This is a genomic window from Homoserinimonas sp. A447 (assembly GCF_054489325.1).
On sequence record NZ_JBTMWW010000001.1, the window covers coordinates 120711 to 144408 of the forward strand.

Consider the following 23698-nt stretch of genomic DNA (forward strand, 5'->3'; position numbering starts at 1 on the left):
TCTTCGCTACTGGGCTCGCTCCGGAGCTGGATCCTGAGTGAGCTGCCGCAACAAGCGGGCCGGTATCCCTCCATGCAGCGAATGGGCCGGCACATCGCGGGTGACGACCGAGCCAGCCGCAACGATACTACCGCGCCCTATATTTACACCCGGCAGCAGTATCGCACCAGCCCCGATCCAGGCGCCATCTTCGACAGTAATCGGACCGGTGCGCAATATACCTGCCCTAAAGTCTGCCGGTCCTATTTCATGCGTGCTCGTGATAAATCGGGTTCCCGGCCCTATGGCAGCCCGCCCGATCTTCACCAGGTCGTTGCCATCGAAGATGACCCCTTCGTTAACGAAAGCGCCGAACGATATTTCAATAAGTCTCGAGCCAAAAACACACCCTCGCAGGATGCGAGCACCTCGCACGTCCAACCCGGCTCGCCACAGCAGATGAGCTCGTCGCTCCTTCGGTACGATTGCGGACGCGAGGATTCCATTCACCAAAATGTCGTGCCATGTGCGACGCATGTAGCGCATGTTTCTGGTGGCAACACGGCGTATCCGGCCATTGTTTGAGGTGACAACGCTGCTCATGATGAAAGAGCCTATTACGCCAGTAGGCTTGTGACGTGCCGAAAATGGGTTGTGTAGAAAACTTTGGTTCAGAGTGAAGTTCTCCGTCGCACTCTGCACCCACAATGGCGCCAAATATCTAGGTCACCAACTTCGCAGCATCCTTTCTCAGACGAAATTGCCATCCGAAGTGATCGTCTCAGATGACGCGTCAAGTGACGAGACGATTGAGATCGTGAATCGCATTTGGGAGGAGTTTCGCGATTCGGCACCCAGACTAGTGCTCTTACAAAACTCGACCCCGCTCGGTGTGACGAAGAACTTTGAGCAAGCGGTCACCGCATGCAGCAGTGAGATCATCGCATTATGCGACCAAGACGATATCTGGGGTCCGTCAAGAATGGAGAGCGTTATAGCTAAGTTCGCGGCAAACCCTCACCTGAAACTAGTGTTCTCAGATGCTCGTCTCGTGGATGAGACGGGGGAGCCGCTCGGGTTGTCATTGTTCGACGCACTCGAAATAAATGTCAAGGATCTCCGGGCGATTCGCTCGGGGAAGGCATTCTCGACTCTGCTCCGCAGGAACCTCGTGACAGGTGCAACAACAGCATTTAGGCAGGAGTTGCTATCGGACGCAGTGCCGTTCGACCCGCTCTGGTTGCACGACGAATGGCTGGCAATGATCGCCTCCGCAACAGGGGAGATCGATTGGATGCCCGAACAGCAGATCGACTATCGCCAGCATGATTCGAACCAGATCGGCGCGTCAGCTCCCACTTTCTGGTACAAGGTGGGCCGCATCCTCGAACCTCGAGAAGACCGCAATAGAGTCCTTGCTGAGCGCGCTACCGCACTTCTGGACAGGATGGTGGATTTGAACCTTGGGGATCGGATTGTCAGCCTGGTTGCGCAGAAATACGCGCACGAGTCATTGCGGGCTAACCTCCCTGAGAATCGATTGATGCGTATCGGCAGAGTACTGAGGGAAGCAACGACCGGGAACTACGAGCGATTTTCGAGCAGGGCACGGCTGGACATACTTCGCGACCTTCTCCAGCCTGCCCGCTAGATGCTAGTTCCAGCTATTTACTGCGCGCACTCATTGGTCCCTGGCGCTGGTTTCCGCCCACTACGCCACTGGCAATTGAGCCAGGGGAAGGCGGTTCTGAGTCTGGCGGCGGGCCGTCTCTTTTCTATGGGGCCGTTGAAAAACACTCACATCGCTTGGCGCGAAGAGTGGCTGCCCGGTAGCGCGCTCCGCAAGAACCCGCGGAGCAACATGCGGCACTAGTGCGCTGACCCTGTAGACACGAGCAGCATGGTTGCACCCGGGCCGCCCTACAGCTGCTCGCCCGCGCGGCTTGCGTCCGCAATTCCCAAAGCTCTGATTGATACGATTGCGGAATGCCCCCTGCCTCCCTTCGCACCCTCGTGGTGATGCCGGCGTTCAACGAAGAGGCGTCGGTTGGGGACATCGTGCGCGAAGTGCAGGAGAAGGCTCCGGGAGTCACCGTTCTCGTTGTCGACGACGGATCGCTGGATGGGACTACAAGAATCGCGAGGAGCGCCGGCGCCAAAGTCGCGACGCTCCCTTTCAACCTCGGAGTCGGGGGAGCGATGCGCGTGGGATTCCGCTATGCCCTGGAGAACGGATTCGACAACGTCATCCAGATCGATGCCGATGGCCAACATGACCCGGAGGGAGTAGCCCGCCTGCTGGAGGGCCTCGAGTCCGCCGATTTGGTGCTGGGCGCACGCTTCGCAGGAGAAGGCGACTACACGGTGCGGGGCCCGCGCCAATGGGCGATGAGCGTCCTGGCGGCCGTATTGAGTCGCACGTCCCGAACCAAGCTGACCGATACCACTTCAGGGTTCCGTGCATCCGGCCCTCGCGCAGTGTCGCTGTTCGCCGAGCACTACCCGGCCGAGTACCTCGGTGACACCATTGAAGCGCTGGTCATCGCCTCCCGATCTGGCTTGGTGATTCGCCAGATCCCAGTTGCCATGCGCACGCGGACGGGGGGAGTGCCGTCTCACAACCCCCTCAAAGCGGCAATATATTTGGGTCGCGTTGTCCTCGCACTCGTTTTCGCATTCATCCGGCCACCTTCGAGCTACCGGGCAAGGGAAACATCGTGAGCCTGACGAGCTACATATTCGGAATTGCAGCAGCCGTACTGGTTCTGATCGTTGTCATCGAGCTGCTCAGACGCGGTCGTCTTCGGGAGCGTCACGCCATCTGGTGGCTTGTCGCCGGTGTGTTCGCCTTGGTGGCTGGTGTATTCCCGGAGACCCTGACCTGGGCGGCGTCGCTTGTCGGCATCGTGGTGCCCATCAATCTCGTGTTCTTTGTAAGCGTCGCCCTCCTCTTTCTGGTGTGCCTGCAGCACAGTGCAGAACTGACGAGACTAGAGAGTAAGACGCGCATCCTGGCCGAGCGGGTGGCGATCATCGAGCTTGAGCTGCGCGATTACAAGATACGCCAACCCGAAAAGCCGTAGCCGTCGAGGGTCAACCGATCTGGGGTGGCATGCGCTCTGCCACCCGTTGGTCATGTCGAACTGCATACAGGTGGATTCCGTACAGCGAAAACAGGGCGACTATTCCGAGGGATCCGTTGAGGATGATCATCGCCGTGACATCGGGCAGCAACGCGACGGAGCCCACCCACTGGACAACTGCGGCCAGAAGCATGAGGGTCAGGCCCGCCTTGGACGCGAAGGAGGTAATGCGCACCAGTACCGCCTGAGTCATCGCCCACGGCAACCACATCAGCGCCAGAGCAGGCAAGAACCCGACTGTCAGCTCATAGCCCGGTCCGAACAGGATTGCCACGATCAGCTCGCCGGCGAGGAGCAGCGTCAGGAAGATCACCAGCCCGCCAGCGAAGGTCACTGCGAGGGTCAGATTGACTCCTAGCTTCGTCAAGGCGTGGTTTCCGCGACTGCTCACGAACCGCGGAAGCAAGTAGAGCGACAGGGTGGCAGGCAGAATTAGGGTTGTCTTGACCAGAACTGCAGCCGCGGCGAACGAACCGGCGACCAGTTCCGACGCACCTGTGCGGACCAAAATTACGTCGACATTCGTGAGCCAGGCGAAAGCGATCGTCAGCAGCAGAACCACCGTGCTGCTCACCGAGAACGGTCTTCGTTGCGGCGTGATCGTTAATCTTCGTGCGTGATACGTCGACCCGATGGTGCCGAGGATGACGGTGATCAAGAACACGACGAGGATACCGATCGCGTCATAGCCGAGCGCGAGGGCGACGAGAGCGAGTGCAAGTTGAGCTAACTGAGCGCCCGTAGACCACCAGACAACGGAGCGCGAGTCGCCGGTGCCTTGCAAAAGGCCGAGGGACCGAGAGAACAGGAAATACGGTGTGACCGTGGCCGCAGTGAGGATTAGCGCGACCACATTCGACTCGATTGATGATGCCAGCCATGGCGAAGCCAGCAAGACGCCGACCGTGCATGCTCCGCCGAGCACGAGCGCCTCAACCATGGAGCTATCGAGCCATCGCCGCCGTGAAGGGGGGTCGAACGGTTTGGTAAGAGACTCGGCCATGGCGACGGCGACCGAGTTCCGCAACGCGGAGCTACCAATCGACGCGATATTGATGAGCGCGAGAAACGCGGCGAGCAGTCCAAACGACTCCGGGCCGAGCCCGCGCGTCGCCACTACCTGGAAACCGGCGGACGCGATGATGCCCAGACCGCTGGCAAGGCCGATCTCGAAGAGCGCCTTGCCATGCTGGGAGAACAAGCCGGTCCGAATCGGTGCGGTCATGACGTCTACCTGTCCGCGTCGACCCGCGAGGTCGACGTCATTTCGCGAATCCGCGGCTGACCAAGTCTTCTACGATGATGTCGGCCGGCGAATGCTCTGGTCTGGCAGGCGACCGACGGTACTGCCCGTAGTTTGCCAGGAAGTCCGAGAGGCGGTCGCTGCGCCACTCGGATAACAAGATATTCTCACCAAGGCCCTCGCGCTGCTCTGTTGCTTTGCGATGAATCAGGGTGGGTGTTCCAAGAAGGGCCGACTCTGCCTGGATTCCTCCGGAGTCGGTGACAATGAACTCCGCTCCCCGGAGGGTGGAAATGAATTGCTCATGGTTCTGCTTGTTTTGAATTTGGATCTTGTTCTTGTCCGCCTTTGGTAGCACATCCGCCAGGACCTCCTTGGCGAAAGCGTCGACGAAGAACTTGACCGGATGCGGGCTCTGGACTGCAATCGTGGCGAGGGTCTCTTCAACCAGCGCGCGGTTGGAAAGGAACTCGAACCGGTGCAGCAGGGAGACGCCATAGGGGCTCTCAGAGTCCGAGGAGTCGTCGACCTGGTCGAGCACCGCATCGATTGCCGTATTGCCGTGGGTGAAGACGACGTTCTTCCTGGAGGTGAGGTTGGCGGTCGCCTCCTCAGATGGTGTGTAGTGCACGTCGGCGAGCTTTCCGACGATCCGACGATCGAGTTCTTCCGGGAAGGGGTGGCGCCAATTACCCGAGCGGAGCCCCGCCTCCACATGGGCGCATTCGACTTTCAGGCGACGGGCGATCCATGCGCCGACGACGCTTGTCATCGTGTCGCCGTGCACAACGATTACCGTATTACTCGGCAATGTCTTTCGAAGCGTGGACCTGTTCTTCCGCAACCAGGACGCGATTCGCAACAGCCAGCGAATGGCGTCGCTCGAGCTGCGCAGCGGTTCACCGTCCACCCCGTCTACGATGACGCGCGATGGCTTGTTTAGCCCAAGCTCGGGGATGATCTTCATAAGGGCATGCGTGTGCTGGTTCGTCGTCCAGCTCTCGTACGCGATGCCCCGCGCCTCCAGCCGACGCGCGACCGGCGCGAGCTTGATGGCCTCTGCCGTGGTGCCGTAGATGAACACGATCAATTCGCGAGTTCCTCCTTCTGCCCATCTCGCCGGGCAAATGATTTCCGATGAACTACCAGCCCGCGTACCAATCCGGTCCAAAACGCGACGCCGAATGGGACCACAAAGCAGAGATATGACAAGCATGCCCGCGGGGGACACCGCCGGGCGGCCGCGACGATAGCCGGTGCAACGAGGGCTGCAACCCCCACCGCAGCCACAACCCAAAACCCTGCCCATTGACCGGCGGCAGCCAGCGCTATAAGTGCGATTAGGAAGATGGGAGGAAGAATGCCCAGTAGCAACAGCACGACGTTTCTGGCCGCACTGGTGCCCGCGTAGCTATCGACGAACATGGTGCCGCGTCCACGCGCATGCGCGAGGAACTTCCGGAACGTTGTGCGCGGACGGTAGGTGGCGAAAAAGCTCGGCTCCAGCCGGATCGGCGAGTGGGCGGCAACAAATCGAAGGAGCTTCGTGTCATCCGACGTGAAGCGGGCATTCGTGTCCGGCCACGACACCTCGTAGGCGCGTCTGAAGAGGTCCTTCTGCACGAGGAAACAGCCAGTCCCCTTGGGAACCATGTCGAAGTTTTCGCTGGTGATCAGCGTCGTGCGGGGGTTGGCCAGATAGCTTCCCCAGAAGAGGTGCGTGGGAACCTCCCAGAAGCGGCCAACCAAAGGTGCGCTCGGGTCAGTGGCGACATGACCGTTCCAAGCCTCCCGGGTCGGATCCGTCGCCTGAGCCGCCTCGACGAACTCCAGAGCATCCTCCCGAAGGATCAGTCGCGAGTTCAAGATCAGCAGTTGCTCGAAATTTGCCTTTTTGAGCCCCTCCCAGACGGCAAGGAAGACTCCCTGGTTTCGTTGTTCGACGATGCGAATCGGGTATGGGAAGGATTTCTGAAGCGACGAGAGGACAGCGACGGTGTCATCTGTGGAGCCATCGTCTACGACCACAACCTCAGCGGTCCAGGAGGTGCGCTGGAGTGCCTTAGCGAGCGAGTCGAGAGTGGTGGGCAGCCACTCGGCCGAATTGTAGGCAGGGATCACCACGGATAGCGAGAAAGTGTCGCCATTTTTCTCGAGAGAACTCAAATCACTCCTACATCGCGGCCCCGTAGGTGGTGCCTTGTCAATGGTAGACGCTTAGTGATGGAAGAATGGGCCGGATGAGACGAGCAAGAAGCTGGTGGGCGAGTGGTAACACCAGATTCCGCCGCATAATTGTCGCGGCGCTGGTACCTGCCATGTTCCTGACCGCATTTGTCGCCTGGGCATTCTCTTCGCCGGTGGGCTCCAGCCCCGACGACGAATATCATATGGCCAGCATTTGGTGTGCTGGCGGACTTGACGACCTGTGCCTAGCTGGCGACACGGAGTCCGAACGGAGGGTCCCCGCCGTCCTGCTGAGGTCTTCGGGCTGTTATGCGTTCGATTCGACCGCGAGCGCATCGTGCCATCGGCAGCCCATCGAAGAAATGATCAATAGTGATCGAGGCAACTTCGTAGGTAGCTACCCTCCTGTTTTCTATTCAACGATGAACATATTTGCCAGTTCCGACGTGGAGCTTTCCGTGCTGCTCATGCGAACGTTTAATGCACTGGTCTTTGTTGGCTTAGTGAGTGCACTTTTCTTCATGCTTCCGGGGAGCCGAAGGGGCCCGCTGTTGTGGGGATCAGTTGCGACGCTTGTGCCCCTGGGTATGTTCATTATTCCGAGTGTCAACCCAAGCAGCTGGGCCGTGCTTTCGGGCACCACACTGTGGGTTTCCCTCGTCGCGTATTTCTTGGCCCCGACACTGCAAAGCCGTGTAATTTTTGGTGCCATTGCACTGCTCGTTACGGTGATGGGCGCAGGTGCACGAAGTGATTCGGCGGTGTACTCAGGGATCGCCATCGTAGTCTCGGTCGTTCTCACATTCGAGCGGACAAAGCGTTACCTGAAGCTAGCCATCATGCCGGCCCTACTCACGCTTGTCGCTCTGGCGTTCTTTTTCGTTTCAGGACAGAGTTCTGTGATCGACCCCGGCACTTCCGGAACTAAATCGACGCCCGCTGCCACATTGGGGCTCGCTTGGGCGAACCTAACGCAACTCCCTGCCTTGTGGACAGGTGCAATGGGCACGACCGGCCTAGGCTGGCTTGACACCGCTATGCCGGCAACTGTCTGGGCATCAACGGTCGCCGTCTTCTTCGGACTAGCTTTCTGGGGAGTTCAGAAAATGGACGCGCGTAAGGCAATTGTGACGGGCATCGTCTTCGCCAGCCTCGTCATTATTCCGCTTTACATACTCGTCAAAGACGGCGTCATGGTCGGAAATGGCGTTCAGCCAAGGTACATCTACCCGTTGCTCATCATGATCGCTGGGCTAGCCTTGCTTGGTTTGAGGCGCAACGACCTTCAGCTGTCTCGTGTGCAACTCTCCGCTGTAACGATCATGCTGACCGTTGCCAATTCTCTTGCGCTGCATACGAACATTCGTAGATATGTGACCGGGACCGACGTTCCGGGACCCAACCTCGATGCTGATGTCGAGTGGTGGTGGGGGATGCCGGTGTCACCAATGGCAGTGTGGTTCATCGGGTCGGTAGCGTTCGGGCTTGCCATGTTTGGTGTTTATCGCTATGTGCGTCACTCCTCGCAACCTGTTCCGTTGAGTTCCGCAACGCTCTCCTGAGAGCTGGATCAACCGCGCCTTGCCTGCTCGCCCGCGGCGGAGCGAGAACTTCTTATCGCGCGGAGCATCCCGATCTTGGCACATGGCCGTCTGGTTCGGTGGCTTGTTGGGTTCGCAGGCGCGATTTTCGGAGGGCACCTCTACGCCGTCTCTCTAGCGTGACGCGCGGAGGTCGCCATCGAAAGGTGCACGAAGTAATAGGCGCCGCCAGATTTTGGCCCCCATTGTGGGACTCCGGGAATTGAGTATGGTGAGTCTAATTTAGTTCTGGTCGTCAACTCGGGCGGTCTCTTATTCGCTGGATCAAGTTCATGAGAACTCATCGCGCTCGGGTCGCCGGCGTCCTCACTCTGGTCACCGTGCCGAGCATGCTCCTCGTTGCCCTATTGGGCTGGGCGAGCGCGTCCCCGATTGGCGCAAGTCCCGATGACGATTACCACATGGCCAGCATCTGGTGCGGTGGTGGAACGGACGACCTGTGCATTGACGGGTTGGCCGCGGGCGAGATGCTAGTTCCGAAGGTCCTCATCACCAGCTCTTCGTGCTTCGCATTCGATCCGGAAAAGAGCGGACTCTGTCTCGAGCCGTCCTCAAGCGAGCTGGTGAACACAGCACGAGGCAACTTCCTGGGAGCATACCCACCGGTGTATTACGCAGCGATGAGTGTTTTTTCGGGTAATGACGTCGTCTCGTCAATATTGCTGATGCGTTCGTTCAACGCCTTGCTCTTCGTTGCTGTGGTTACCCTCCTTTTCTACCTGATGCCGGTGCACCACCGCGGTGTACTCTCCTGGGGACTCGCAATCACGATGGTTCCACTCGGAATGTTCCTCATCCCAAGCGTCAATCCGAGTAGCTGGGCGGTGCTTTCCGCCGCGACCTTGTGGCTCTCACTCGTGTCTTATTTCAACGCAACGGAGCGAAGGAAACGGTTGGCGTTCGCAGGTATCGCCGTTATAGCGACCGTCGCGGGTGCCGGGGCAAGGGCCGATTCAGCGGTGTATGCCGGGATCGCCATAGTAGTGGCGGTCGTTCTGACGATTGACCGCAGTCGACGGTATGCAATGTTGGCGATCCTGCCAATTACGCTGGCAGTGATTGCAGGGGCCTTCTTCCTAACCTCCGGTCAGAGTTCCATCCTTGCCTCAGAAGGCGCGGCCGATGAGGCGGCAGATTCTACGCGGGTTCTTTTGGCGAACCTCATACTCCTGCCCCAGCTGTGGGCTGGGGCTTTGGGGACCGTCGGTCTGGGATGGCTTGATACGGCGATGCCCGGGATCGTGTGGGTCTCCACGCTGGCGGTTTTCTTCTCGCTGGTCTTCTGGGGACTACAGCACGCGTTCGCGAAAAAAACAGTGGCACTCAGTGTGGTGTTCGCCAGTCTCGTGATCGTTCCCCTTTACATACTTGTGAAGGACCAGGTCGTGGTGGGGACAGGCGTGCAGCCTCGGTACGTGTACCCACTTCTGATCATGCTCGCAGGCGTTGCGCTGTGGACACGCCGAGGCGCCGTATTCGCCCTCTCGAAAGTGCAGAGTGTATCCATGGCAGCCCTGCTCACAGTGGCGAACTCAGTAGCGCTGCACACAAACCTGCGTCGGTACGTGACCGGCGTTGACGCACCCGGACTGAACCTCAACGCCGGTATCGAATGGTGGTGGGAGAACTCGTTGCCCCCTATGACAGTGTGGATTATTAGCTCAATAGCATTCGGGTTCGCGATGGTGGCCCTTTCCTTGCACTTGGCGCGGGAATCAACGTTGGGCTCCGCAGCCTTGGTGCAGAGACAGGACGCCGATTTGGTGACCTTGGCGAGCTAGAGCGCTATTTCAGCTCCTCGGCTTTCCGGTCGCAATTACAAGCGGTCTTCGGTGGGATCGGCCGAAGTGGCAGCCTCTGGACGCCTGCGAAACGAATAATTCTTGTGGCCCAGGAAGCTGAGCAGGGTGGTGACGACCAGGATGATTGCCTGTGCCAGCAGCGGCGAAAGTCCAGCAATCTCTACCAGCAATGGCAACGCCAGCGCGTTTGCAGCTATGGCAGCCAGGTAAACGCTGATGAATCGAATGAGATCGCCGAACACCCGCCCCTTGACCACGAAAACGAAGCGCCGGTAGAGGATGAACGCGAACGTGATCGCGAAAGCGTAAGACAGTGCCAGGCTGATCAGGTAGCCCAAGAATATCTCGGCGAATACCCACCGGGTCAACGCCGCAAATACCAGATATCCGACCACGGTGTTGGTGGCACCGACGATAAGGAAACGGATCCGCTGGTCGCCAAGAAACCTCGACACCATGCGTCCCATCAACACTCCAAAGGGGTAGTACGGCGATAGTTTCGCTGACCTCAACTCGATAGTCTAGTCACGCGAGAACTGCTCGTTGCCCGACGAAGAAAGCCCAGATGCACACAGACGCCGCACAACAGCCGCATCACGTTTCCGTCGTGATTCCGGTCTATAAGGGGGAACTAACGCTCCGCAATCTTGCCTCGGAGCTCTCGCAACTCACTGACACGGTTACGTCCGTCGGCGGCGCCAAGTGGCGTGTGGCAGAAGTCCTGTTGGTATTCGACAACGGCCCAGACGGTTCTGCGGAAGTGATTCGTGAGTTGGCGCGCCAGTACGATTTCGTTCGTCCAGTGTGGTTAAGTCGAAACTTCGGGCAGCATTCGGCCACCCTGGCGGGGATGGCCTCGAGCGGGTCGGAGTGGATCGCGACCCTGGATGAGGATGGACAGCACGACCCAGTCGATATCGGATTGCTCATAGACTCGGCGCTCCGAAACTATTCGCCAGTTGTCTATGCCAAGCCGACCAACCCGCCCCCCCATGGTCCACTCAGAAATGGTGCGTCGCGAGCAGCGAAGGCGCTCACGTCGCGTCTGGCTTCTGGCCAGGCCACAAGAGATTTTCAGAGTTTCCGGCTGATCCTCGGCGAAGTGGGGAGGAGCGTCGCCGCCTATGCCGGATCCGGAGTGTATCTGGATGTTGCGCTGAGTTGGGTGGCCTCGCGCACAGCAACCGCTGACGTCACGTTTCGCGACGAGGGCCAACGTGTTTCTGGCTACTCCGCGAGAACGCTGCTCAGTCATTTTTGGAGGCTGGTTCTGTCTAGCGGCACCCGCGCTTTGCGGGTCGTGACAGTTATGGGTGTGGTTTTTGCTGGCGTTGGTGTCATCCTCGCAATCGTCTTTGTCGTGCAACGCCTGGTGGGCGTCGACTTGCCCGCTGGTTGGACCTCGACAATGACCGTGCTGCTTCTCGCGTCCGGCGCGGTGCTGTTCTCCCTGGGGATGGTCGCCGAATATCTGGGGATGGCGGTCAATATGGCAATGGGTAAACCGCCGTACCTGATCGCAAGCGATCCGGGTGACGGCCCCCTAGGGCGCAGCAGACGGCGCTGATGACGGCAGTCAGCTGGGTGATCGGGTCGGGCGGATTGCTGGGCTCGGGAATCACCCGCAGTCTCCGTGCGGCAGGCGCGCCAATTTTCGACGGCCCCCGCACAAACTGGGGCTCCCAATCAACAACGGCGCAACTCAGTCAGGGACTGACGGAGTTCGTCGGCGCCGCGGCGGGAAACCAGTGGCAGATCTTCTGGTGCGCTGGGGTCGGCGTGACCGGTTCCAGTGCGGACGAGTTCCGTGAAGAGGTGGCAACGTTCGATTCGTTTCTAACGTCCGTCAGGGCACTTCCAGCCGAAGTGCTGCAGCGGGGCGTCCTATTCGTGGCTTCGTCGGCAGGCGGGGTATACGGGGGGTCGCGTGGTGCTCCATTCCACGAGTTCTCTCAGGCACGTCCGCTCGGACATTACGGGACCGCAAAGCTGGCGATTGAGGAGGCGGCACGGGTCTCCTCAGAGTCGATCGGTCTTCGCTGTCTGGTCGGTCGGATCTCGAACCTTTATGGACCGGGTCAGAGCCTGGCCAAACCGCAGGGCTTGATCTCTCACCTTTGCCTGGCAAGCTTGACCCGGAGGCCGCTCTCGGTGTTTGTCCCGCTGGATACGCTGCGCGATTACCATTTCGTGGATGACTGCGCTGATTTGATTATCGCGAGTTGCGAGCACCTACGACAAACGACAGTCGCGACTTTTCATGTCAAGGTCATGGCTTCTGGCCGTTCAATCAACATTGGCGGACTAATCAGCCAGTTCAGGCAAGTGGTTGGGAAGAGGCCCGAAATCATAATGGGCTCGTCGCCTCAATCGTCTCTGCAGAGCACGGACCTCCGTTTGCAGTCGCGTTACTGGCCAGATCTCGACCACCGTCCGATCACCACCCTGGCCGACGGGATTGCCCGGACGCTGCAGGATGTTCGCAGTTCCTTCTTAAGCCCGCCCGGTGGTCGGCAGGTCGGCGACCGCAAATAGGTGCCCGCTAGGCCTAGCTCGCCTGTTCCGAGGACCACGCCTCGCCGCGATGCTCGTCCCGGTGCAGGGCAAGTCTCAGGATGCCTGCGCAAGTCTGTAGCGTGCCCCTGCTGAGGAAAAGGCTTGTGGGCGAGGTATGCACGCCTTCGGGCGCCGGGGTCCGGGCGAGTTGCAGCCCTTGCTGCTCAGCGACCAGCACAAGCTCATCCAGCCACAAGGGACCGTTCTCTCGCGAGACCGAAGCAAACCTTCGACCCCAGGTGCCGTCCACCACGAAGGTTGTGTGGCCCGAGGCGCCGTGGGATCGCAGCAATGCTTCGCGGAGGAATTGCGTGAAGCGAGTGTGACTGGCGCTCCTCCACTCCTGTGCGGCCGACGTTTCGGCGTCTTGGGCCGATCCGATCGCCACGACCACGTCGGGCTGATCCACCTGTGCAAGATCGGGTATGTCGTCAGGTGCGCCCGCAGCGACCACAAGCTTCCGACCAGTGCTCGCAAGCACACCGGTCCGAAGCGCTTCCCCAAGGCCGGGTTGTGACGGCAGGACAACGAACCTGCAGTCGCCCGACCATCCTGCAGCCAGTTCTTCCAACACTCCGGGGGCGGTGTCCGTTGCACCGGTTGGGACCACGATGATAGCGTCATCCGCGGTCAGCCGGTGCGCCCAACGAGTGCCCGACGCCTCAATCGCAGTTTTTTCGCCGTGGGACGCGATGATGACGCTGAGCCCGGAGGGGCTGACGGCCGACAGCGTTGCGGGGAGTGGTCGATCGCGCAGGCGGCGTCGTTCTTTGGCTCGCACCTCACAAGGCAGCGTCGTGAGTGACCAGGTCAGGGCGCCCAAGGCGACGGCGGCTAGCAGGCCAAGGGCAGCGGACAGCTCGGAGTAGTAGTACAGCATGGGCATGACTAGGACTGGAGGAACAACGCCCAGAACGAGGGTGGGAAGGCTGATGGCAACAACGATGCCCAGCGGCCGTCGCAGGTGTGGATGCCGAATGAAGGTGAGGGCGAAGCCTGCCACAATCAGAGCGGTCATGGCGCCGAAGTGTTTGATCAGGAAGATGCCCTTGAGCACATACAGCTTCAGAGCACCGATTGGGTCCGCAAAGACTTCCTCGAGATAGAGGTCCTGGAGAATCGCGTCGTACTCTTCACTCGCTACCAAAACATCAGGGTCGACCTCGCGGGCCTTCTCCCAGCCGAATTCATCCGACCAAGTGACGTCGAATCTCGATTCCACCCCGGTGAGCGGTTGGGGGTACGACAGGCCCAAGTAAAGCGAGTGCCAAACGGTGTGGCCGTCCGGCACCTGCTCCACTGACTGCCCTGTCGCCTCGACCCGGGCCGCGTTCACCAGTCCCATCACACCGCTCTGAACAGCCAGCGCAACGACGATGGTCAGGATGCTGGCGGCGGCGGCCGCGGCCCACCGCCACCGTCCGTTGACGTGGATCCACCACAGGACGCCGACCGCTAGCGCTACGCCCATCCCAGACAGGGAGCGGGTGAGGTTCCCGACACCTGCGATCACGCCGATCAAGAGAGTCGCGGCTATCAGCACTCGGGTTCTCAGGCGATAAGTGCTCAGTAAGACGATCAGAGAAAGGGAAAGAAAGGCGAGCGAAGCGGCAATCCCGTAAAGGGCATATACGCGGAGAGTGCTGACGGAATCGGCCAGGCCGTACTCCGTTCCCAACAGCACGGTCCCGTGGTTTAGCAACCACACGATTGGCGGAACCAACAAGAGGGCTATTCCTGCTCGCGCCCGCTTGAAAAGTCGGGCCACGGCGGTCGGAAGCCATAGCAATGGCAGGGCCACTAAGAGAGCCTGGGCCAGCTCGAGCCCTGGGTAGGGCGAAGCCGACTTGGTGACGTGGCCCATGACGCTAGCAATTAGATAGGCGCCAGGGTCATCGTCCCAGGTTGCCGACGTCAGTGGTCCAGGGGCTGGCCGCTGCACCCCGTAAGAGCCTGAACCCGTCGGCTTGATCAGGAGAGTCCCGGTGTCCTGGTAGGTCTCATACGTCGCCCTCAGCTCGGCGTCACGCGCAGGATGCCAAGAAAGCTCCGGCATACTGACAACCGCTGCGAATGATGTCGCGCTGAGGAGAAAGCCCACGATGAGAAGCAGGAGGCTGGTCGACCGCGGCCAAAGTCTGTTCACTGACTGCGCTGCTGACTCTGGTTTCATCAGGTGTCCATCCGATTCGGATCACTCACAATCCCGGACAGGACAATTGAGCTAGAGCTTGCATGAACCAACATCATGCCTCAGATTCGTGCATATCCGGAATTACACTCCAGGAGGTCGTTTGGCGACCACCACATCGATCACGCGGTGCGAAGGCAAGATGCTCGCTCTCTCTGCCGCCGCATCCACCGTGCCGTCGATGACGTCGAGGAAGTGGTCGAACTGTGTAGTCAGCGGTTCCTGGCTGGTCACCATCTCGGGAATCTCGATAACGGTCTGCTGCTTGTATCCGCGACCCTCCCCATCCGCCGAGTTCTCTGAAATGTGGTGGTAAACGGTGACATCGCGACGCAGTAGGTCGAGCTCAATCAAACGGTCATCTTGATAGATCGACAACTGCCTGATCTTTCGCTGGCCGACTCGGCTGGCGGAAACCTGGGCTATTGCGCCACCAGAAAACTCGAGCACGGTCTCAGCGACATCCTCGGCATCCGGTTCTGAATCGGGATGAAAGAAACCAAGACGAGCGTCTATGTGCTGAGGCTCGGCGTTCATCAACGTGATGGCGAGGTCGATGTCATGCACCAACAGGTCCCAAGCGACACCGGTGCGAATGCGGGAGGCATAAGGGGAGTGCCTCGAAGCGGTGATATGGAAGGGCGAATCGAGCATGGTGCGAGCCGTCAAGATTGCCGGGTTGTAGCGCTCGAGTAAACCGCACATGAATGGCAGGTCCAGAGCGTCCGCTGCCGCAAGAATCTCTTCGGTTCGCAGCAGGCTGTCCGCCACCGGCTTTTCAACGAGCAACGGCGTCTGCTCACCAATAACCTGCATCGCCAAGGGATAGTGAGCCTCGGTCGCTGCGGCAATAACGACGCCGTCAATGTCACCGAGTGGAGGAATTTCTGGAGCCCAGGTCGCACCGAACCTCTCGGCGATCGGCCGCCCCACAGATTCGCGAGGATCGACCAGCACAGCCAGTGACGCGCGGGTCGACTGGCTGATTACGCGTGCATGATGGCTTCCCATGGTGCCCGCGCCCACGAGGGCAATGTGCTTGAGCGCCATGGCTACTTGGTCACCAGCGAGGCAACCGTGTCGATGATGACCGCAATGTCGTCATCCGACAGCCAGTGGTGAACTGGGAGCGACACTGCCTGTTGCGCCACCCTGGCGGCGACCGGTGTTTCACTGAGTATCACTCGCGGGTTGTCGCGGTAGGCGTCATAGTCGCCGATGAGTTTCGGGTAGTAAATTCCTGCCCCGACTCCAGCCTCGTGCAGCTTCGCAACGAACTCGTCTCGCCCGAGCGCGGCGTCTTCCGTGACCCGGATGGTGTATTGGTGCCAAACGTGGCTGCGACCCTCGAACTCGCGCGGCGCAACGATCCCGGGAACACCCGCAAGCCCTGCTGACAGCCGGGATGCATTCGCCTTGCGCGAGGCGACAATCGCGTCGTACCTCTCCAGCTGGGGGATGCCAACGGCGGCCTGAAGGTCGGTCAGTCGGTAGTTGTGTCCGGCAACCTCGTACACATAGCGTTCGCGCATCCCCTGGTTGCGAAGCACGCGCAAACGATCGGCGATAACGTCGTCGTTTGTGGTAATCATCCCGCCCTCACCTGTTGTCAGATTTTTGGTGGCGTAGAACGAGAAGGTGCCGACTCCGAAAGTCCCGGCTGCTTCACCGTTGTAGGTGGCCAGGTGCGATTGTGCAGCATCTTCAAGAATTCGCAGCCCGCGCTCGTCTGCCAGCTTCACCAAGGGGGCCATGTCAGCCATCTGCCCGTAGAGATGCACGGGAGCCAGTACTTTGGTTCGGTCGGTGACCCGCTGCTCCACCGAGACGGGATCGATATTGAAGTCGTCTTCGCGGATATCGGCGAAGGTCACCGTTGCGCCGGCTTCCAATATCGCGTTGACCGTGGCGACAAAGGTGAATGGGGTCGTGAGCACCTCGTCACCGGGATCCAAATCCATGACTTCGAGCGCCGCGACCAGGGCAGTCGTGCCGTTATTGACCGCGACAGCGTGCTTCACGCCCGTCATCTCGGCGAAGCGGTCTTCGAAACGCTTCACCATCGGCCCTTGCGCGATGGAGCCGGATCGAAGAACCTGAAGAACCAGCTCCTCCTCCTCGGCGCCGAAACGAACGGAAGTGATAGGAATCATGAGACCTCACGAGGGAGAATGGTTGGGGCAGAAAAACGTGCACCTATAACCTACCGTGGGAGAGCCGCGGCACGCGTGGGTGCCGGAATCGCAGCGAACGAGGGGCAATCCGTGTCGAACACCATCCACCCGACAGCCATCATCTCGGGTGATGTGACGCTCGGTGCAGGCAACACCGTGGGTCCACTCGTTGTCATCACTGGTCCGGTCACTATCGGCGATGACAATTGGATTGGAGCCGGAGTGGTGATAGGGGCGCCTCCGGAGGTGCGGTCGGTCGAGCATCCGCGCGACACCGCCCAGCCAGCAGGGAATGGGGTGGTTATCGGAGACCGGAATGTCATCCGCGAATACGCCCAGATTCACCAGGGATGGAAGGGACAGACCCAGCTTGGCGACGACTTGTTCGTCATGAACCAGGTGTATATAGCTCATGACTGTCACCTCGCGAACGGGGTGACTCTCGCGTCCAGCGTGCTCTTGGCAGGGCATGTGAACTTAGGGGAGGGCGCCAACCTGGGACTTGGTACTGCGGTGCACCAACGGGTACGAATTGGTGCTGGAACCATGATCGGGATGGGCGCGGTGGTGACCCGAGACATTTTGCCCTTCGCCAAGGCATACGGAAACCCGGCTCGTGTTCACGGCATCAACCGCATCGGCATGGAGCGCGGCGGAATCCCAACCGACGCCATCGATCAGGTGGATGCCGCTTTCGCCGAGGGAAACGCCGATCTCGCACTGCTCGCGGCGAACCCTGCACTTGCCGCGCATTTCACGGGTTGGCTGTAACTCTAGAGAGGGTCCGGCTCCAGCGGGGGGCGGAATGCCGTTCGCCAACTCAGGTTCTGTGATGCCTTCACGCAGCAGATCACGAAGGTGAGCCAGCCGAACTCGATCAGGATGCTGCTCTCGGCCAGCGACACCGTGACCAGGGCAGCAAGAACAATAGCTGGCCAGGTGAAAATCACACTGCGCTGCCGCACCGCGAGAAGCCAGGAGCGCACGAAGGCCAGCCCGATCAACAGTACGAACGCGGCGACTCCGATGATGCCCAGCTGCAACCAGACATCCAGGAACGCGTTCACCGCGGATGTGCTCGGCCGAGCGGGACTTGGACCCAACAGCGAGAACGGCGGAATGTCGGTGTTCCACTGGCCGACCCATCCCCATCCCTCCACAGAGTGGAGAGGCACCAGCGACCAGATCTGCTGCCATAGGCGCAAACGGAAATTCAGTTCGCCCCCCGCGTTGAGGGCGTCAACGATGGGGCTACGCAGAACCCATACAGCCAGTACGCTCACCGCGGCGGCTCCCAGCGCCACAAACTGCCACACCCGCCGACGAGCCTGGGGCAGTCGGCGAATTCCGTACAGCACCAGCATGGCGGCCGCAGCCACCGCGGCGGTGCCCCAGGCGATCGGCGATTTTGTGAGAGCCAGAGTGATCATGGCCAGCGAGATCGAGCCGATCGCCAGCGGAGCAGTTACCGACCGGGTGCGCCACTCGATCGCGAAGCTGATCCCTGCCACGACGGTGAGGAGCCCCAACTCATTGCGGTTGCCGAGCAGGCCCGAAATGGGGCCGCCCTCGTCCAGGTTGCCGGCGATTCCCAGAAAACGAATGGGGGTGTCCACGAGGAGTCCGGAGAAGACCTCGAGCACGATGGAGGCAACCAGGAGGAAGCGCAACACGTCGCCGAAACTCCGGATGATCTGGATCGTGTCCCGCACCAGCGCGACGTACAACCCCAGCCCGGTGAAGCCGACCAAATACGCGACGCCACCGACAGTCGCCCACTGGTATTGGCTCCAGAAGACGGATGCCCCGGCCCAGCCGACGAAGAGCAGCAGCGAAATCGGCACCAGGCCGGTCCAATCGATGGAACTGCGCCTCGCGAAGAGAGAACCCGAGCACAGCGCGATCAGGGCTCCCAGCATTCCGATCAGCCCGGCCCAGCCGATCGTGTTGTGCAGCGCCCAGGCGAACACTCCGAGACCGATCGCGGCAGTCGACAACGCAGAGGCCAGACGTGCCGAACCGAAGAACGCCAGCAGTGCGGCTTGAACGGGAGTGGGGCTCGACATGGTGCGATCAAAGCTACCGTCTGGGCGGTGCGTTTGTCGGCAATAGAGTGGGAGCGCATCCGCCGCACCCGACGTCAGGAACTCGACAATGAAACGCGCCCTCATCACCGGCATCACCGGTCAGGACGGCCTGTACCTGGGCGAACTGCTCACAGCCAAGGGCTACCAGGTGTTCGGCCTGGTGCGGGGGCAGAACAACCCCAAACTGGAGTTGGTTCGCAAAGCGCTTCCCCACGCCACCCTCCTGTTCGGTGACCTCACGGACCTTTCCAGCCTCATCCGCGCCGTCAGCATCGCCCGGCCGGACGAGGTCTACAACCTGGGCGCCGTCTCCTTCGTCGCCTACTCGTGGGAGAACGCCGCACTCACCACGGACGTGACGGCCAAGGGCGCGCTCAACATGCTTGAAGCCATCCGTCTGTATGAAGGCCCCAATAGCGGCACAGTGCGGTTCTACCAGGCGTCCAGCTCCGAGATGTTCGGCAAGGCGCAAGAGACGCCGCAACGAGAAACCACCCTGCTCTGGCCAAGGTCACCGTACGGAGTCGCCAAGGCGTTCGCCCACCACATGACCATCAACTATCGCGAGTCGTACGGGATGCACGCATCATCCGGGATGCTCTTCAACCATGAGTCCCCCCGGCGGGGCCCTGAGTTCGTCACCCGCAAGGTGTCACAGGCGGTCGCCCGCATCGCCCACGGAAAACAGGCAACCATCACGCTGGGCAACCTCGACGCCAGCCGCGACTGGGGATACGCCGGCGACTACGTCGAGGCGATGTGGCTGATGCTGCAGCAGGACGAAGCCGACGACTACGTCATCGCCACCGGAATCACCCACACGTTGCGAACCCTGCTCGACCTTGCCTTCGCCCGGATCGGGATCGACGACTGGAGCGGTCACGTCGACCAGGACGAACGCTACATGCGGCCGGCCGAAGTCGACGTGCTGATTGGCGACGCGGGCAAAGCCAAACGGCAGCTGGGCTGGGAACCGACGGTCCACTTCGCAGAACTGGTTCACATGATGGTGGATGCCGACCTCGCCACCGAAGCCAAGGCGACCTGAGCGGATGCCCACCGCGCTGATCACCGGCACTGCGCTCATCACTGGCATCACGGGCCAGGACGGCCGGTATCTGAGCCGCGACCTGGTCGAGCGCGGCTACCAGGTGCACGGCATTGTGCGGCCCGGCAGCGAAGCCACCATCGACGGCGTCGAGTTGCACGCCTGCGACGTGCGCGACTCCGTTCGCCTCCGCGGACTGGTACTCGACCTGCGCCCGGGTGAGGTGTACAGCCTGGCCGGGCAGACATCCGTCGCCGCCTCCTGGACCGACCCGGTGGAAACCCTGGCCAGCACCGGAACCCCCGTCGCGGTGCTGCTGGATGCCGCCTGGCAGTTGCAGGATTCCGGCTTGAGCCCACGGGTTGTTCAGGCGTCCAGCGCCGAGATCTTCGGCAACGCCGCCGACAGCCCGCAGAACGAGTCGACGCCGATCGCACCGGTGTCGCCTTATGGGGCGGCGAAGGCGCTCGGCCACTTCCTCGTTGGCAGCTACCGGGCGCGCGGGTTGCACGCGTCGTCCGTCATCCTCTACAACCACGAATCGCCCCTGCGACCGGCCAGTTTCGTGACGCGGAAAATCACCCAAGGCGTCGCCCGCATCGCCCGGGGGCTCGATGAAACGCTCACCCTCGGCACCCTCGACGTTCGCCGGGACTGGGGATGGGCCCCCGACTACGTGGAAGCGATTCGGCTCGCCGCAGCGCACGACTTCGCTGACGACTACGTCATCGGCACCGGGGTATCGCACACCGTGCGCGAGTTCGTGCAGGAGGCATTCGCCGCCGCCGGAATTGCCGACTGGGAGCGACACATGCGGCTCGACCCCGCCTTCGCCCGGCCAGCCGACCCGACACTCCAGGTGGCCGACAGCAGCAAGGCCCGCCGCGTACTCGGATGGGAACCCACCGTCGGCTTCAGCGACGTGGTGCAGCGGATGGTCGAGGCCGACCTGGCGCTGTTGTAAGCATTTCAATTCACATAAGATGATGATATCGTCACGTTATATGAAGACCCCGGCCCCGACACTATCTCCGTTACTACGCTCCAACGCCCAGGGCGACCTGCTCGCGGTGTTGTTCCTCAACCCGGAAGATGAGTTCAGCCTGTCCGACCTTGTGCGTCGGGTTGGAGCGCTGCCGGCAACCGTGCACCGTGAGGTCCAGCGGCTTGTCGATTCCGGCATCCTGACTGATCGCATGGTTGGGCGGTCCCGAATGGTGCGGGTGAACGCAGCGCATCTCCTCCACGAGCCACTGCGTGAGCTGCTTTTGCTCACGTACGGCCCAAAGGTCTACCTGGAGGCAGCGGTCGCCGCCCTTTCGGACGTTGAGCAGGCATACGTCTACGGGTCGTGGGCCGCGCGGTACCGCGGTGAAAGCGGTCCAGCCCCTCGCGACGTCGATGTGTTGATCGTCGGTACGACACCCAGGGACGCCTTGAACTCAATGGCACGCGAGGCCGAACTCGCCCTCCACAGGGAAGTCAACGTGACTCGTATCTCGCCTGAAGAATGGCAGCAAGCAGAAACGCCATTGGTCGCTACCCTCAAGTCCAGACCCCTTGTGACCATCGAGCAGAGGACCAATGACGCGTGATCGCACGTTGGGAGCAAGGCCGTGCAGACATCGATGAACTGCTGGCGCGCCAGAGCCTGGACCGGGTGACCGCGAGCCGAGAGCTGGCAGACGCAATGCTGGGGCAAGCGGAACTCCACCTCGACTCAGCGAGGCTGCTCAGTACCACGGATGCGCCCGGCTCGTTCCAGCTCGCTTACGACGCGGCGAGAAAATCGCTCGCGGCGATCCTGGCAAACCAGGGGCTTCGTGCAAAAGGTGCCGGCGCTCACGCAACGTTGTATCAGGCGGCTCGTGCTCAGCTTCATCCTCCGCTCGGCCCGGCTATCGACTCCTTCGACTGGATGCGGCGGTTGCGAAACACCACTGAGTACCCCGACCTGGACAAACCGATTGCCAATGCCGCTGACGTTGAAGAGGCCATTCCGGCAGCACAGAAAATTGTCGAGACCGCCCGCAGGGTGCTCGATCAAATGCCGGTCTACTAGCGAACGCCGAGGCCGCCGTCGTGTCAGCCCGACGTATACGCCGCTATGCGCCGATCTTGTTCTTTTGGAGAAGGAGATGGATGCCCTCGCGGACAAGATCACTGCGACTGCGACCGGTTTGCTTCCGAAGTTCCTCGAGCGCATCGAACTCTGCGGGCATGATGCGCCCTCGCACTTCCGGAGAGGCGCCCGTGGCCTGCCCGACGCGAGGCCTACCGCGGCGCATTGCACGCTTGACGGCAGCTTCGCTTCCGTAAGCCTCCACAAGGAAAGATCGCCCCGCTGCGGCGGCAGCTTCCCCGCGTAGCGGCGATCCCGACCCGACGAGAGGGGTCTCTTGGTCGGTCAATCGGGCAGCGTACTGCTCGTAGCTCTCGTTAGTCATCTGAATGCTCCTCTCGGTAGCGCTTGAGCTTCGGTCCCAGGGCCATCACATGGAAGACCACAGCCTCTCGGCCGTCGTCGAATTGTTCCACTAGGACCTCCAGCTCCCGGGAAGTCTGACCGTGCTCCGGTCCGATATAGAGCACTACTCGGCCGCCGCGAAAACCCGAATCTTCAATAGTGTCGACGAAGGTGGCGTTGGCAATCGCGTAGACCACGTCCGACTTGGGAATGCCCCGCTTTAGTGCTGAGTCTTCCCACTTGGGTGGCATGGATTCATCATAGCAAGGCCCGCTGCAATAATGTAGTTACAAATTGTAGCTGAATAAGATTGTCTGGTTCATTAGGCTGTCGCGAAGGCAGAGCATCCGCCCGTCAAAGCCAGCCGCGTATCGAAGCCAGACTGGGTTAACCGGTCAATGACATTCGCCCATAAATCCCAGGTAACACACCGCGACGTGGGTGCGGGCAGGCTCCTTCACCACTTGGATGCGGCGAGTTTCATCCGTCACTTGAAGCTTCTCGTGCCCCGGGGTCGCGACAACGAAGCCGGCACCTCCTTGCTTTTGCATGTTTTGAATATCGCGAAGTGTTGCCTCACACACATTGAGCAGTTGGTAGTCACGCTGCAAATGAATTGGTAAATCCGTCGACAGATCAGAACGTACACACGCGAACTGGTATTCAGAGACCACCGCGTCGATGCATTCATGCCATGGCTGATCGATGTAACAGGCTTTGATGCCGGAGTAGTCGACGTCAACCTTGCCCGTGGGCTCCCACACGAACTCGAATGTGGCCTCTGAGTCAACTTTCGTCCAGTGACTTGCGAATCCGAACGACGGCGAACTCGGCAAATCCCGATCTGCGGCAACGGAGTGGGACTGTACAAACATGAACCCAGCGGCCATGAACCCGACCACGATTAGCCATGGCCAAATGCGGTGGCGCCAGGTCGCCCAACTCGTCCCTTTGGACCACATGAATATTGCGGCGGCAACAGAAACTAACCCACCAGTGGACCAACGCCAGTCGAAATACTGTGCTGTCCCGAGCGCCAACGCGGTTATCACCTGAACGATCGTTGAGGTCGCACCCACTGCTACGAACGCGGCGGCAGCGGAGGTCCAGCCCGCGAGAGAGCGTTCGCTACTCTGCGTCACCACCTCTGTGTCAGAAGCCGGCTTAGGCGACTCTTGGGCCTCATCGATCTCGCCCATACCACTCCACCCTCCGACGTT

At 60.7% G+C, this 23698-nt stretch carries 24 protein-coding genes; 12 read left to right on the forward strand and 12 right to left on the reverse strand.

Annotated elements, in window-relative coordinates; genetic code table 11:
* Window positions 1-6 precede the first annotated feature (6 nt).
* Complete coding sequence (locus tag ACX3O0_RS00585; RefSeq protein WP_459106413.1) at window positions 7-582, reverse strand: acyltransferase; 576 nt, start codon at window positions 580-582, stop codon at window positions 7-9.
* Between the two features lie 73 nt (window positions 583-655).
* On the opposite strand from ACX3O0_RS00585, the gene ACX3O0_RS00590 reads away from it, so the two are divergent.
* The 3 genes from ACX3O0_RS00590 to ACX3O0_RS00600 all read left to right on the forward strand — a co-directional run bounded on the left by ACX3O0_RS00590 (window position 656) and on the right by ACX3O0_RS00600 (window position 3062).
* Window positions 656-1630, forward strand: a complete 975-nt coding sequence (locus tag ACX3O0_RS00590) for a glycosyltransferase family 2 protein (RefSeq protein ID WP_459106414.1) — start codon at window positions 656-658, stop codon at window positions 1628-1630.
* A gap of 335 nt (window positions 1631-1965) precedes the next feature.
* On the forward strand, window positions 1966-2700 hold the full coding sequence (locus tag ACX3O0_RS00595; RefSeq protein WP_459106415.1) for a glycosyltransferase family 2 protein: 735 nt from the start codon (window positions 1966-1968) through the stop codon (window positions 2698-2700).
* Window positions 2697-3062: a DUF2304 family protein gene (locus tag ACX3O0_RS00600; protein WP_459106416.1), complete on the forward strand. Its 366-nt coding sequence runs from the start codon at window positions 2697-2699 to the stop codon at window positions 3060-3062. Before ACX3O0_RS00595 ends, ACX3O0_RS00600 begins: the two co-directional genes overlap by 4 nt.
* A 10-nt stretch (window positions 3063-3072) precedes the next feature.
* Here the strand turns inward: ACX3O0_RS00600 and ACX3O0_RS00605 are convergent, their stop codons facing one another.
* From ACX3O0_RS00605 to ACX3O0_RS00615, 3 genes are read right to left on the reverse strand one after another with little or no spacing between them, the layout of a single operon-like run.
* Window positions 3073-4347 carry an oligosaccharide flippase family protein gene (locus tag ACX3O0_RS00605; protein WP_459106417.1) on the reverse strand — a complete coding sequence of 425 codons (1275 nt, stop codon included), beginning with the start codon at window positions 4345-4347 and terminating at the stop codon, window positions 3073-3075.
* 37 nt (window positions 4348-4384) lie between these two features.
* Window positions 4385-5449 (reverse strand): UDP-N-acetylglucosamine 2-epimerase, encoded by a 1065-nt coding sequence (locus tag ACX3O0_RS00610; RefSeq protein WP_459108422.1) that lies wholly within the window; start codon window positions 5447-5449, stop codon window positions 4385-4387.
* Between the two features lie 2 nt (window positions 5450-5451).
* Window positions 5452-6531 carry a glycosyltransferase family 2 protein gene (locus ACX3O0_RS00615; protein ID WP_459106418.1) on the reverse strand — a complete coding sequence of 360 codons (1080 nt, stop codon included), beginning with the start codon at window positions 6529-6531 and terminating at the stop codon, window positions 5452-5454.
* Window positions 6532-6605: 74 nt separating this feature from the next.
* Here ACX3O0_RS00615 and ACX3O0_RS00620 point away from each other — a divergent pair, with 74 nt between their 5' ends.
* The gene (locus ACX3O0_RS00620; protein ID WP_459106419.1) at window positions 6606-8114 is read left to right on the forward strand and encodes a DUF2142 domain-containing protein; all 1509 of its coding nucleotides are present in this window, start codon (window positions 6606-6608) and stop codon (window positions 8112-8114) included.
* 368 nt (window positions 8115-8482) lie between these two features.
* Complete coding sequence (locus ACX3O0_RS00625) at window positions 8483-9934, forward strand: DUF2142 domain-containing protein (RefSeq protein ID WP_459106420.1); 1452 nt, start codon at window positions 8483-8485, stop codon at window positions 9932-9934.
* Window positions 9935-9969: 35 nt separating this feature from the next.
* Here the strand turns inward: ACX3O0_RS00625 and ACX3O0_RS00630 are convergent, their stop codons facing one another.
* Window positions 9970-10422 carry a GtrA family protein gene (locus ACX3O0_RS00630; RefSeq protein ID WP_459106421.1) on the reverse strand — a complete coding sequence of 151 codons (453 nt, stop codon included), beginning with the start codon at window positions 10420-10422 and terminating at the stop codon, window positions 9970-9972.
* A 98-nt stretch (window positions 10423-10520) separates the two neighbouring features.
* Between ACX3O0_RS00630 and ACX3O0_RS00635 the strand changes: the two genes are divergently transcribed.
* Both ACX3O0_RS00635 and ACX3O0_RS00640 read left to right on the forward strand, forming a co-directional pair.
* Window positions 10521-11522: a glycosyltransferase gene (locus tag ACX3O0_RS00635; protein ID WP_459106422.1), complete on the forward strand. Its 1002-nt coding sequence runs from the start codon at window positions 10521-10523 to the stop codon at window positions 11520-11522.
* Window positions 11522-12490, forward strand: coding sequence for an NAD-dependent epimerase/dehydratase family protein (locus ACX3O0_RS00640; protein WP_459106423.1), 969 nt, complete (start codon window positions 11522-11524; stop codon window positions 12488-12490). The genes ACX3O0_RS00635 and ACX3O0_RS00640 overlap by 1 nt, the downstream gene beginning before the upstream one ends.
* 13 nt (window positions 12491-12503) lie before the next feature.
* Here the strand turns inward: ACX3O0_RS00640 and ACX3O0_RS00645 are convergent, their stop codons facing one another.
* The 3 genes from ACX3O0_RS00645 to ACX3O0_RS00655 all read right to left on the reverse strand — a co-directional run bounded on the left by ACX3O0_RS00645 (window position 12504) and on the right by ACX3O0_RS00655 (window position 16855).
* Window positions 12504-14375 (reverse strand): glycosyltransferase, encoded by a 1872-nt coding sequence (locus tag ACX3O0_RS00645; RefSeq protein ID WP_459106424.1) that lies wholly within the window; start codon window positions 14373-14375, stop codon window positions 12504-12506.
* A gap of 411 nt (window positions 14376-14786) precedes the next feature.
* On the reverse strand, window positions 14787-15752 hold the full coding sequence (locus ACX3O0_RS00650; protein WP_459106425.1) for a Gfo/Idh/MocA family protein: 966 nt from the start codon (window positions 15750-15752) through the stop codon (window positions 14787-14789).
* A 2-nt stretch (window positions 15753-15754) separates the two neighbouring features.
* A complete protein-coding gene (locus tag ACX3O0_RS00655; protein WP_459106426.1) occupies window positions 15755-16855 on the reverse strand; it encodes a DegT/DnrJ/EryC1/StrS family aminotransferase in 1101 nt (366 codons plus the stop codon).
* A gap of 111 nt (window positions 16856-16966) precedes the next feature.
* Here ACX3O0_RS00655 and ACX3O0_RS00660 point away from each other — a divergent pair, with 111 nt between their 5' ends.
* The gene (locus ACX3O0_RS00660) at window positions 16967-17647 is read left to right on the forward strand and encodes an acyl-ACP--UDP-N- acetylglucosamine O-acyltransferase (RefSeq protein WP_459106427.1); all 681 of its coding nucleotides are present in this window, start codon (window positions 16967-16969) and stop codon (window positions 17645-17647) included.
* Window positions 17648-17649: 2 nt separating this feature from the next.
* On the opposite strand, the gene ACX3O0_RS00665 is transcribed toward ACX3O0_RS00660, so the two are convergent.
* Window positions 17650-18942: an O-antigen ligase family protein gene (locus ACX3O0_RS00665; protein ID WP_459106428.1), complete on the reverse strand. Its 1293-nt coding sequence runs from the start codon at window positions 18940-18942 to the stop codon at window positions 17650-17652.
* Between the two features lie 88 nt (window positions 18943-19030).
* On the opposite strand from ACX3O0_RS00665, the gene ACX3O0_RS00670 reads away from it, so the two are divergent.
* Genes ACX3O0_RS00670 through ACX3O0_RS00685 form a run of 4 tightly spaced genes read left to right on the forward strand, consistent with a single transcriptional unit; the run spans window position 19031 to window position 22073 of the window.
* Complete coding sequence (locus ACX3O0_RS00670; RefSeq protein WP_459106429.1) at window positions 19031-20011, forward strand: GDP-mannose 4,6-dehydratase; 981 nt, start codon at window positions 19031-19033, stop codon at window positions 20009-20011.
* Window positions 20012-20015: 4 nt separating this feature from the next.
* Complete coding sequence (locus ACX3O0_RS00675; protein ID WP_459106430.1) at window positions 20016-20975, forward strand: GDP-mannose 4,6-dehydratase; 960 nt, start codon at window positions 20016-20018, stop codon at window positions 20973-20975.
* Window positions 20976-21015: 40 nt separating this feature from the next.
* Window positions 21016-21606 (forward strand): hypothetical protein, encoded by a 591-nt coding sequence (locus ACX3O0_RS00680; RefSeq protein ID WP_459106431.1) that lies wholly within the window; start codon window positions 21016-21018, stop codon window positions 21604-21606.
* Complete coding sequence (locus tag ACX3O0_RS00685) at window positions 21603-22073, forward strand: HEPN domain-containing protein (protein ID WP_459106432.1); 471 nt, start codon at window positions 21603-21605, stop codon at window positions 22071-22073. Before ACX3O0_RS00680 ends, ACX3O0_RS00685 begins: the two co-directional genes overlap by 4 nt.
* Before the next feature lie 43 nt (window positions 22074-22116).
* On the opposite strand, the gene ACX3O0_RS00690 is transcribed toward ACX3O0_RS00685, so the two are convergent.
* The 3 genes from ACX3O0_RS00690 to ACX3O0_RS00700 all read right to left on the reverse strand — a co-directional run bounded on the left by ACX3O0_RS00690 (window position 22117) and on the right by ACX3O0_RS00700 (window position 23677).
* Window positions 22117-22458: a ribbon-helix-helix protein, CopG family gene (locus ACX3O0_RS00690; protein WP_459090095.1), complete on the reverse strand. Its 342-nt coding sequence runs from the start codon at window positions 22456-22458 to the stop codon at window positions 22117-22119.
* On the reverse strand, window positions 22451-22729 hold the full coding sequence (locus ACX3O0_RS00695) for a hypothetical protein (RefSeq protein WP_459090097.1): 279 nt from the start codon (window positions 22727-22729) through the stop codon (window positions 22451-22453). The genes ACX3O0_RS00690 and ACX3O0_RS00695 overlap by 8 nt, the downstream gene beginning before the upstream one ends.
* Window positions 22730-22873: 144 nt before the next feature.
* Window positions 22874-23677 (reverse strand): hypothetical protein, encoded by an 804-nt coding sequence (locus ACX3O0_RS00700; RefSeq protein ID WP_459106433.1) that lies wholly within the window; start codon window positions 23675-23677, stop codon window positions 22874-22876.
* Between the last annotated feature and the right edge of the window lie 21 nt (window positions 23678-23698).

What these genes read in the sequence shown, in the direction of transcription:
- ACX3O0_RS00585 (WP_459106413.1), bottom strand. Translation starts at nt 582, where the DNA reads ATGAGCAGCGTTGTCACCTCAAACAATGGCCGGATACGCCGTGTTGCC.
- ACX3O0_RS00595 (WP_459106415.1), top strand. Translation starts at nt 1,966, where the DNA reads ATGCCCCCTGCCTCCCTTCGCACCCTCGTGGTGATGCCGGCGTTCAAC.
- ACX3O0_RS00605 (WP_459106417.1), bottom strand. Translation starts at nt 4,347, where the DNA reads ATGACCGCACCGATTCGGACCGGCTTGTTCTCCCAGCATGGCAAGGCG.
- ACX3O0_RS00620 (WP_459106419.1), top strand. Translation starts at nt 6,606, where the DNA reads ATGAGACGAGCAAGAAGCTGGTGGGCGAGTGGTAACACCAGATTCCGC.
- ACX3O0_RS00625 (WP_459106420.1), top strand. Translation starts at nt 8,483, where the DNA reads ATGCTCCTCGTTGCCCTATTGGGCTGGGCGAGCGCGTCCCCGATTGGC.
- ACX3O0_RS00630 (WP_459106421.1), bottom strand. Translation starts at nt 10,422, where the DNA reads ATGGGACGCATGGTGTCGAGGTTTCTTGGCGACCAGCGGATCCGTTTC.
- ACX3O0_RS00635 (WP_459106422.1), top strand. Translation starts at nt 10,521, where the DNA reads ATGCACACAGACGCCGCACAACAGCCGCATCACGTTTCCGTCGTGATT.
- ACX3O0_RS00640 (WP_459106423.1), top strand. Translation starts at nt 11,522, where the DNA reads ATGACGGCAGTCAGCTGGGTGATCGGGTCGGGCGGATTGCTGGGCTCG.
- ACX3O0_RS00645 (WP_459106424.1), bottom strand. Translation starts at nt 14,375, where the DNA reads ATGGGCCACGTCACCAAGTCGGCTTCGCCCTACCCAGGGCTCGAGCTG.
- ACX3O0_RS00650 (WP_459106425.1), bottom strand. Translation starts at nt 15,752, where the DNA reads ATGGCGCTCAAGCACATTGCCCTCGTGGGCGCGGGCACCATGGGAAGC.
- ACX3O0_RS00655 (WP_459106426.1), bottom strand. Translation starts at nt 16,855, where the DNA reads ATGATTCCTATCACTTCCGTTCGTTTCGGCGCCGAGGAGGAGGAGCTG.
- ACX3O0_RS00665 (WP_459106428.1), bottom strand. Translation starts at nt 18,942, where the DNA reads ATGTCGAGCCCCACTCCCGTTCAAGCCGCACTGCTGGCGTTCTTCGGT.
- ACX3O0_RS00670 (WP_459106429.1), top strand. Translation starts at nt 19,031, where the DNA reads ATGAAACGCGCCCTCATCACCGGCATCACCGGTCAGGACGGCCTGTAC.
- ACX3O0_RS00675 (WP_459106430.1), top strand. Translation starts at nt 20,016, where the DNA reads ATGCCCACCGCGCTGATCACCGGCACTGCGCTCATCACTGGCATCACG.
- ACX3O0_RS00680 (WP_459106431.1), top strand. Translation starts at nt 21,016, where the DNA reads ATGAAGACCCCGGCCCCGACACTATCTCCGTTACTACGCTCCAACGCC.
- ACX3O0_RS00690 (WP_459090095.1), bottom strand. Translation starts at nt 22,458, where the DNA reads ATGACTAACGAGAGCTACGAGCAGTACGCTGCCCGATTGACCGACCAA.
- ACX3O0_RS00695 (WP_459090097.1), bottom strand. Translation starts at nt 22,729, where the DNA reads ATGCCACCCAAGTGGGAAGACTCAGCACTAAAGCGGGGCATTCCCAAG.
- ACX3O0_RS00700 (WP_459106433.1), bottom strand. Translation starts at nt 23,677, where the DNA reads ATGGGCGAGATCGATGAGGCCCAAGAGTCGCCTAAGCCGGCTTCTGAC.